A 6,752-nucleotide genomic window follows, 5' to 3' on the forward strand; every position below is an offset into this window, starting at 1 on the left:
GTAGATGAAGGTTTACCCAGTCAAACACAGTCCGTTATTGCGTCAACCAGAGCATTTTATCGCCAGGGATGAGTTAAAAACACTGATCCAAAAGGTGACGCATAACCTGGTCAATATTCATGATGAAACGGGTGAGTTTCTACTGCGACTGGATGACGGGCGTGTTATCGATACCAAAGGTTGGGCCGGGTGGGAGTGGACCCACGGCGTCGGTTTGTACGGGATGTACCAGTACTATCAGCAGACCGGCGATGAGGCAACGCGCGACACTATCGACAGTTGGTTTGCCGATCGTTTCGCCGAGGGGGCAACCACCAAAAACGTCAACACGATGGCGCCGTTTTTAACGCTGGCCTATCGCTACGAAGAAACCCGTAATCCGGCGTATCTGCCGTGGCTTGATAGCTGGGCGGAGTGGGCGATGAATGAGATGCCGCGTACCGACCACGGCGGTATGCAGCACATCACGCTGGCGGAAGAAAACCATCAGCAGATGTGGGATGACACGCTGATGATGACGGTGTTGCCGCTGGCTAAGATTGGCAAACTGCTTAATCGTCCGGCGTATGTGGAAGAGGCGACCTATCAGTTCCTGCTGCATGTGCAGAATCTAATGGATAAAGAGACGGGGTTGTGGTTCCACGGCTGGAACTATGACGGACACCATAACTTTGCCAATGCCCGCTGGGCGCGTGGCAACAGCTGGCTGACCATCGTGATCCCCGATTTTCTGGAACTGATGGATCTGCCTGAAAATAACGCAGTCCGCCGTTATCTGGTGCAGGTGCTGAATGCGCAAATTGCCGCGCTGGCGAAATGTCAGGATGAGAGCGGGTTATGGCATACCTTACTGGACGATCCGCAATCGTATCTGGAAGCGTCGGCCACTGCGGGATTCGCCTACGGTATTCTGAAAGCGGTACGTAAGCGCTATGTTGGTCAGGAGTATGCAGCGGTGGCTGAGAAGGCCATTAAAGGCATTGTGGCGCACATTTCACCGCAAGGGGAGCTGCTGCAAACCTCCTTTGGCACCGGCATGGGGCATGATCTTGATTTTTACCGCAACATTCCGCTGACCTCCATGCCGTACGGCCAGGCGATGGCGATGCTGTGCCTCACCGAGTATCTGCGTAAGTATTTTTAAGTCACTCAAACGCTCCCCGGTGTCGGTTTCGCGACCGGGGATGCGCCTTCCGCCTGGCGGTGAACAGGCTGAGCAACAGCGTTTTGCGACACAAACAGATGGTCAAGGATTTGACGCATCACCGGCGCGGCGGTCACGCCGTCGCTGCCACCGTTTTCCAGAATCAAGGCGACGGCGACTTTTGGGTTGTTATAGGGCGCAAAAGCGGTATAGAACACGTGGTCGCGCAGGCGTATTGGGATCATTTTCGCGTTGTAGGTTTGGTTTTCTTTCAAGCTGAACACTTGGGATGTGCCACTTTTGGCGGCGATACCGTAAGACGCTGTATGGAAGTACTTATAACCGGTGCCATTAGGCGAATTCGCCATACCGAACATTGCCTGACGCACCAATCCCCAATACGGTGAATCGGCGTTGGCGATTTGCGTCGGTGGTGTGGCGGCGTGGTAAACAATACGGGTTTTACCGTTATCTTCTTCCTGTAACAGGTGAGGGGCGATCACTTTCCCGTTGTTGAGCAGGGCCACCATTGCCTTCACCATCTGAATCGGCGTGGCGATCCAGTACCCCTGGCCGATGCCGACCGAGATAGTATCTCCCTGGTACCAGCTCTTTTTATGCACCCGCTGTTTCCAGTCACGGCCCGGCAGCAGGCCGTTGTACTCTTCGTCAAGGTCGATGCCAGTCGGTTTACCGTAGCCAAACTGCGACAACATGTTGTCGATTCTGTCGATGCCCATCATGTACGCCACCTGATAAAAGAAGGTGTCCGCCGACTCTTCAATCGCCCTGGTGACATTCAGCATACCGTGACCGCTTTTCTTCCAGTCGCGGTAGCGGCGCTCTGTTCCGGGGAGCGTCCACGTCGGCGCGCCGAAAAAGGAGGTTTGTGGCGTAATGACGCCGTTTAACAGCGCCGACATGGCCATGTAGGGTTTCACCGTGGAGGCTGGCGGATACAGCCCTTGCGTCACGCGATTGATCAACGGCAGATCTTTATCGTTTAGCAGTTTGCCGTACGCCTGATAGCTGATGCCCTTCACAAAGGGATTCGGGTCATAGCTGGGATTTGAGACCATCGCCAATACCGAGCCGTCATGCGGGTCTTCCACCAGCACGGCGGCGCGTTGCCCGGCCAGCAGACTTTCAATATATTCCTGCAGGTGGAGATCCAGCGTCAGGTGGATGTTTTTCCCGGCGACGGGGGGAACATCTTTCAGCAGACGGACGATCCGCCCGTGATTATCCACCTCCACTTCCTGATAGCCAGTTTTGCCATGCAGTTCATTTTCGTAATAGCGTTCAATCCCCTGTTTGCCGATGTTATGGTCGGCGGCGTAATTTTCCGCAATCCCTTCTTTGCTGAGTGTTTTCAGATCGCTATCGTTAATTTTTGAGACATAGCCAAGCACATGCGCCAGTTCCGCGCCGTAGGGGTATTCCCGATCTTCGTAGCGATTGATGGCGACGCCGCTGAAATGAAATTGGTTGACCGAGAAACGTGCAATCTCGACGTCGGTCAGGGCATTTTTTAGTACCACCGGGCGATAGCGACTGCCTGATTTTAGCGCATGGCGAAACGCCTCGATATCATCCGCTGTCAGGTCAACGATGGGCGTCAACTGTTGAATTAGCGTATCCATATTGCTGATTTTATAGGGCGTAACCGAGATGTCGTACCAGGTCACGTTGCGCACCAGCGGGATGCCATTACGGTCATAGATCATGCCACGCGTTGGCGCGATCGGCAGCATTTTAATGTCGTTTTCGTCAGAGCGGGTCGCGTAGTACTGATGCTGGCGAATTTGTAAATTGTAGAGATTGAAGAGAAGGATCCCAAAGCAGAAAACCACCAGGCCGAAGGCCACCACTACCCGTCTTAGAAAGAGCTTCTCTTCTGCTGCGAAATCTTTAAACGTCATTGACCCGTACCTGATTAATTAGCCGCCTAATGATACGGAGACGTCAACGCGATGACAGGCAAAAAATGTACCATCCCTCTTGATAAATGTGTCATTCCTTGTGACATGTTACAGAGTACGAACGCCGGACATAAAAAAGCCTGAGTCCGCAAACGAACTCAGGCCTGAGTGTTAAACAGTGTGGCTTACATACGTTCTACGGTTTCGATACCCAGCGTATCCAGACCCAGTTTCAGCGTTTTCGCCGTCAGTAACGCCAGTTTCAGGCGGCTGTTACGCACGGTTTCGCTCTCGGCGCTCAGGATCGGGCAGTGCTCATAGAAACCGGAGAACAGACCGGCGAGATCGTATAGATAGGCACACATGACGTGCGGTGTACCTTCACGCGCAACCACTGTCAGCGTCTCTTCAAACTGCAGCAGACGAGCGGCTAACTGCGCTTCACGATCTTCGCTGATGATAACCGGTGCCGCCGCCAGCGCGTCTTCATCGATTTCTGCTTTACGGAATACGGACAGCACACGGGTGTAGGCGTACTGCATATACGGCGCGGTGTTGCCTTCAAACGCCAGCATATTGTCCCAGTCGAAGATGTAGTCGGTGGTGCGGTTTTTGGAGAGATCCGCATATTTCACCGCGCCGATACCGACGGCATTTGCCAGTTTCTCCAGCTCATCGGCAGGCATGTCAGGGTTCTTCTCCGCCACCAGACGGCGTGCGCGTTCCAGCGCTTCGTCCAGCAGATCCGCCAATTTCACCGTGCCGCCCGCGCGGGTTTTGAACGGTTTACCGTCTTTACCCAGCATCATGCCGAACATGTGATGTTCCAGCGGTACGGAGTCGGGCACATACCCGGCTTTACGCACGATAGTCCATGCTTGCATCAGGTGTTGGTGCTGGCGGGAATCAATGTAATACAACACGCGATCGGCATGCAGCGTTTCATAGCGGTATTTGGCACAAGCAATATCAGTGGTGGTATAGAGGTAGCCGCCATCTTTCTTCTGAATGATGACGCCCATCGGTTCGCCTTCCTTGTTTTTGTATTCATCAAGGAACACCACCGTCGCGCCTTCGCTTTCAACGGCCAGACCTTTGGCTTTCAGATCGGCGACGATACCCGGCAGCATCGGGTTGTACAGGCTCTCGCCCATCACGTCGTCACGCGTCAGTGTCACATTCAGGCGATCGTAGGTTAACTGGTTCTGCGTCATGGTGATGTCGACCAGTTTGCGCCACATTTCGCGGAAGTACGCATCGCCACCTTGCAGTTTCACCACGTAGTTACGTGCGCGTTCGGCAAACACTTCATCTTCATCGTAGTGCTTCTTCGCATCACGATAGAATCCTTCCAGGTCAGCCAGCGCCATTTCACCGGCGTTTTCCTGCTGCTGTTTTTCCAGCCAGGCGATGAGCATACCAAACTGCGTGCCCCAGTCGCCGACGTGGTTGGCGCGAATAACGTGGTGACCCAAAAACTCCAGAGTACGAACGGCCGCGTCGCCGATAATGGTCGAGCGCAGGTGGCCGACATGCATCTCTTTGGCGACGTTAGGCGCAGAGTAATCCACCACAATCGTCTGCTTTTCAGGGACAGCGACACCCAGGCGGTCACTGGCCAGCGCCTGCTGGACGTTTTGGGCGAGAAACGCCGCATCGAGGAAAATATTGATAAAGCCCGGACCGGCAATTTCAACCTTGCTGGCGATGCCGTTGAGATCCAGATGAGTCAGCACTTGCTCTGCAAGTTGTCGCGGCGCCATACCCAGTTTTTTAGCAACTGCCATCATGCCGTTGGCCTGATAGTCGCCGAACTGTACTTTTGCTGACTGACGAACCTGAGGTTCGCAATCTGCAGGCGCGCCTGCAGCAATCATGGCCTGACGGACTTTTTCTGAGAGAAGAGCCTGAATATTCACCGGAATACCTTACGTTTAAGACGCGGGGTGACTGTGCCCGCACCAGTTTAAGAATTTAGGGCGGGAGTATACTGCAAATGCCCGTTTGCGTCAGCATTGGCGCATGCCGTCGCTGCTCTGAAATTGCCTTAACATAATGAGGCATCTCTGTTCATGGCGCGTTGACGACAATCAGCGGTTGGTTGCCGCCCCGCAACAGAGTAAATTAACGGCTTTGAAAATGAAGAAGAGTATTCCAAATGGCGAACTGGCAATCTATTGACGAACTGCATGATATTTTGGCGGATTTACCGCGTTTTACGCTGGCGTTAACGGCACTTTCTACTCGCCTCGGTCTGGATCTGGCGCCCCTTGAGGCCGACCATATCTCTCTTCGTTGTCATCAGAATGCAACCGCAGAACGCTGGCGCCGTGGGTTTGAGCAGTGCGGCGAACTCCTGTCGGAAAACATCATCAACGGCAGACCGATCTGTCTGTTCAAATTGAAGGCGCCTGTGTGCGTCGGACATTGGCGATTCAGTGTTGTGGAATTGCCGTGGCCGGGTGAAAAGCGCTACCCGCACGAAGGCTGGGAACATATTGAAATTGTGCTGCCTGGCGAACCGGAAACGTTGAACGCCCGGGCGCTGGCGCTGCTTTCTGACGATGGCCTAAGCCAGCCGGGGATTTTCGTGAAAACCAGTTCGCCCAAAGGCGAGCACGAACGTCTGCCAAACCCAACGCTGGCGGTGACGGATGGCAAGGTCACCATCAAGTTTCACCCGTGGTCGATTGAAGCCATTGTGGCAAGCGAGCAGTCAGGGAATTGAGTTTGTGAGCATCTGCGGCGTTTAGCGTTAACAGGCATGGCATGATAAACGATTCTGAAAAAGGAGTGAGTATGGCGTTGCTCGAGATTTGTTGTTACAGCATGGAGTGCGCGTTAACCGCGCAGCAAAACGGTGCCGATCGGATCGAGTTGTGTTCTGCGCCGAAAGAGGGCGGATTGACGCCATCGCTCGGTGTTCTGCGTTCGGTTCGTCAACACGTGACGATTCCCGTGCATCCGATTATTCGCCCGCGCGGCGGTGATTTTTGTTATACCGACGGTGAGTTTGCCGCCATGCTGGAAGATGTGCGCACGGTCAGAGAATTGGGTTTCCCTGGACTGGTGGTGGGCATTCTGGACGTGGACGGTAACGTGGATATGCCGCGAATGGAAAAAATAATGGCCGCTGCCGGGCCGTTGGCCGTGACATTTCATCGTGCCTTCGATATGTGCGCTAATCCATTAAATGCGCTTAAGAATCTGGCGGATTTGGGTGTGGCGAGAGTGCTGACATCCGGGCAAAAATCTGACGCACTGCAAGGTTTATCAATAATTATGGAACTAATTGCACACGCCGATGCTCCAATAATTATGGCCGGAGCAGGGGTTCGTGCAAAAAATTTGCAGGATTTCCTGAATGCAGGTGTCAGGGAAGTACACAGTTCTGCCGGAACCCAGGTTGCCTCGCCAATGCGTTATCGCAATCAGGGACTGTCGATGTCAGCGGATACGCAAGCGGATGAGTTTTCCCGCAGTGTGGTTGACGGGGCGGCGGTTGCAGAGATGAAAGGAATCATTGTTCGCCATCAGGCCAACTGATTTTTACCGTTGCATCATGTCGCCCAATATGATGCTTGCTCGTACCAGGCCCCTGCAATTTCAACAGGGGCCTTTTTTTATGCATTGAAAACCCCCAGCTAGGCTGGGGGTTCCGTAAAGCTTTCAGCTTTGAGCCAGTT

Annotated in this window: 5 protein-coding genes; 3 read left to right on the plus strand and 2 right to left on the minus strand. The window is 53.7% G+C overall.

Translation table 11 applies throughout. The features are described 5' to 3' along the window. Positions 1 to 4 precede the first annotated feature (4 nt). On the plus strand, positions 5 to 1,144 hold the full coding sequence (bglB, locus tag CJP72_RS16780) for a beta-galactosidase BglB (RefSeq protein ID WP_162382486.1): 1,140 nt from the start codon (positions 5 to 7) through the stop codon (positions 1,142 to 1,144). 5 nt (positions 1,145 to 1,149) lie between these two features. Here bglB and mrdA read toward each other — a convergent pair whose 3' ends face one another. After that, positions 1,150 to 3,066, minus strand: coding sequence for a penicillin-binding protein 2 (mrdA, locus tag CJP72_RS16785; protein WP_162382487.1), 1,917 nt, complete (start codon positions 3,064 to 3,066; stop codon positions 1,150 to 1,152). Between the two features lie 185 nt (positions 3,067 to 3,251). After that, a complete protein-coding gene (gene argS, locus CJP72_RS16790) occupies positions 3,252 to 4,985 on the minus strand; it encodes an arginine--tRNA ligase (protein WP_162382488.1) in 1,734 nt (577 codons plus the stop codon). A 239-nt stretch (positions 4,986 to 5,224) separates the two neighbouring features. Here argS and CJP72_RS16795 point away from each other — a divergent pair, with 239 nt between their 5' ends. Together CJP72_RS16795 and cutC are read left to right on the plus strand one after the other, a co-directional pair. Beyond that, positions 5,225 to 5,794, plus strand: a complete 570-nt coding sequence (locus CJP72_RS16795; protein ID WP_162382489.1) for a VOC family protein — start codon at positions 5,225 to 5,227, stop codon at positions 5,792 to 5,794. Between the two features lie 71 nt (positions 5,795 to 5,865). After that, positions 5,866 to 6,612 carry a copper homeostasis protein CutC gene (gene cutC / locus CJP72_RS16800; protein WP_162382490.1) on the plus strand — a complete coding sequence of 249 codons (747 nt, stop codon included), beginning with the start codon at positions 5,866 to 5,868 and terminating at the stop codon, positions 6,610 to 6,612. Positions 6,613 to 6,752 lie beyond the last annotated feature (140 nt).

The sequence above is a fragment of the Citrobacter sp. NCU1 genome, from assembly GCF_010231475.1.
Classification (GTDB): Bacteria; Pseudomonadota; Gammaproteobacteria; order Enterobacterales; family Enterobacteriaceae; genus Citrobacter_D.